General features: G+C 65.3%; 4 protein-coding genes and 1 pseudogene. All 5 read right to left on the bottom strand.

The genetic code is table 11. The features are described 5' to 3' along the window. A pseudogene (locus IE126_RS25530) lies at positions 1-185 on the bottom strand (hypothetical protein); the annotation flags it as partial. 12 nt (positions 186-197) lie between these two features. Then, complete coding sequence (locus IE126_RS25525; protein ID WP_189383193.1) at positions 198-1,376, bottom strand: pyocin knob domain-containing protein; 1,179 nt, start codon at positions 1,374-1,376, stop codon at positions 198-200. Next, positions 1,369-1,554, bottom strand: a complete 186-nt coding sequence (locus tag IE126_RS25520; RefSeq protein WP_145693883.1) for a hypothetical protein — start codon at positions 1,552-1,554, stop codon at positions 1,369-1,371. The genes IE126_RS25525 and IE126_RS25520 overlap by 8 nt, the downstream gene beginning before the upstream one ends. 10 nt (positions 1,555-1,564) lie before the next feature. Beyond that, positions 1,565-2,020, bottom strand: coding sequence for a tail fiber assembly protein (locus tag IE126_RS25515; RefSeq protein ID WP_229825949.1), 456 nt, complete (start codon positions 2,018-2,020; stop codon positions 1,565-1,567). 3 nt (positions 2,021-2,023) lie between these two features. Continuing rightward, on the bottom strand, positions 2,024-2,215 hold a 192-nt coding region (locus IE126_RS25510; RefSeq protein WP_189383190.1), incomplete at its 5' end, for a hypothetical protein.

Raw genomic sequence — 2,215 nt, 5'->3', positions numbered from 1 at the left:
ATCACACCGCCGATGCGGGTGACCTCCGAAGCCAGCCAGTCGCAACTCACCGCTTCACGCGGCAGGACGGCGCCCTCGGGCAAGGGGCCGAAGTCGAGATCCGCGCCGTCGATGGTCAGGACATCGCCCTGCCGGGACAGGGTGAGGGCGGAATCGGCGCGGAAGGGCGAGAACGAGATCTGCATGGGTGGTCCTCCTCAGAACCAGCGGCCGATGGCGGTCAGGCCGGGCAGCGAAAGGGTGCCCGACGAGGCATAGGAGAAGACGCGGTACTGCACACTGCCGACCGAGGGCGCGTTGATCCCCAGCCAGCGCGCCGCATTGCCGCCGCCCCCTGCCACCACAGGGGCGGAGAGGAACGAGGCCGGGAAGGTCCATGTCAGCAGGTTGCTGTGCATGTAGATCGGCCCGGCTGCGGTCGCGGCATCCACCCCGGCGGCAATCGCGGTGCAGATCTGGGTGCCGTCCGCAAAGCGGACATATTCGCCATTGGCATTGCTGCCGCGTTCGATGACCTTGCCGGTCGGCACGCCGCCGGACTGGGAGACGGTCCCGAGCAGCGATCCCTGATGGAATTGCTCCACCCACGGTCCCCAGCCGGATGTGCCCCAGCTTCGGGTAAACTCCCGCAGGCCGGAGGCGGTGGACGTCCCGCCATAGCTGATGAACTTCTGGATCACGTTGGTCGAGGAGCGCGCCACCACGATCAGCGCCCCGGCACCGGAGATCCCCGGCGGGTAATTGTTGCCCGCCGTATTTGTGGCGCTCGGGTTGTAGTAAAGGCCGGACGTCAGGATGTTGTCCAGGTTATCGGCCGCATTCAGAGAGATCGCGACACCCAGACCGAAATCGCCAGTCTTCAGCAACCGCCCGGCGGTGGTATCCTTGTCGTTCTGGGTCACGGCGGTGCCGAGCAGCTTGCCGTTGAGCGTATAATCGCTGCCCGCCCGCGAGAGGGCAGAGCCGCCCAGCAGACCACGGGCCTGCGATGTCAGGTCTGCCAGTTGCGCAGATCCTGCGCCATCGAACCACGGCAGCTTGTTCGCCATCGTTTCCAGCGCCGCAAGCGCCGAAAGATTGCCGTTCGAAAGCTCCTCCAGCAGTTCCCGCGCCGAGGCCAGCGCGCGGGTCATATCCGGCGTGAAGCGGACCTCGTAGTTCACAGCAGTCTGGGCGGCCCCCGGCCAGGGATAAGCGAGCGTGAGCGAGGTCGCGCTGTTGACGCTGGCGATCCTGACACTCAGCCCGGCCGCCCAGAAGATGTCCCCTGCCTCCAGCCCGGCCGCTTCAAACGAAGTCCCGCTGCCGGTGACCGAGGTCGATCCGGCGCCGACAGTGACCGTGCCGGTGGAATAAGATGTGGGAAGATCAGCCATGGGTCATCTCCTGTGCGATGCTGTCGGGGTCCGGGCGGGCACTGGCCTCCAGTTCTGCGATGCGGGCTTGCAGATCGGCGATGGCCCGCGCCTGGATCAGGCCGCGCTGCCGCAGATGGTCGATCAGCGCATCTGCTTCGGCCAGGGCGACGGCGGGGGCGATGGAAACGGATGTCATCGTGATCCTTTCAGGTGGGTTTGACCGGCCATGAGACCGATCCGGGGTAGCCGGGCTGGGAGGGGATATCGCGCAGTTCCTGCCGATATGTCGCCCATTGGGCCTGTTTGGCGGGCGTGAGGGGGGCATCGGCCAACTGCGTCCAGTCGCTGTCGCTCAGCAACTGATCGCGCTGCTGAAGAACATCGACATCGCTGCTGATCGCTGAGCCGAACATGAAGCCGATATGGCCGGTGGCAGGCGTCACCAGCATGAGCGCCGTCCATGACCCGCTGGGTTCGGGCGGGTTCTCAAGGATCTGGGCCGCAAACTGGAAATTGACCATGGAGGCCTCTGGCACCACCATGGCGGTGTCAGATCCGCCTTGCGACGACACGTCCTCGGCGGCGCAATCGCCATAGCGCAGCACGGCATATTCGTCGCCCGAATAGGGATCTGTCGGATCATAAACGACAAATGCGACCATGGTTCACCTCTGGAACTGGACTGCGGAGAAATAGCGCCGGAACACCCGCATATTGGCGTTCCAGCCAGCCGTGACCGACGGGTCCGGCTTACGGGCGCGGATGCGGTAGACCGTCATCCCGGTCCCGGTATCCCAATCGACACTGGAAAAGCTGACCTGTGTCTGGCGCCCGTTCTGGGCGCCTGCGAAGCCCGC

This window comes from Gemmobacter nanjingensis (assembly GCF_014652195.1).
Taxonomy (GTDB): Bacteria; Pseudomonadota; Alphaproteobacteria; order Rhodobacterales; family Rhodobacteraceae; genus Gemmobacter; species Gemmobacter caeni.
The sequence above is the reverse complement of the archived record's forward strand: the minus strand, read 5'-3'. Positions and strand labels throughout refer to the sequence as shown.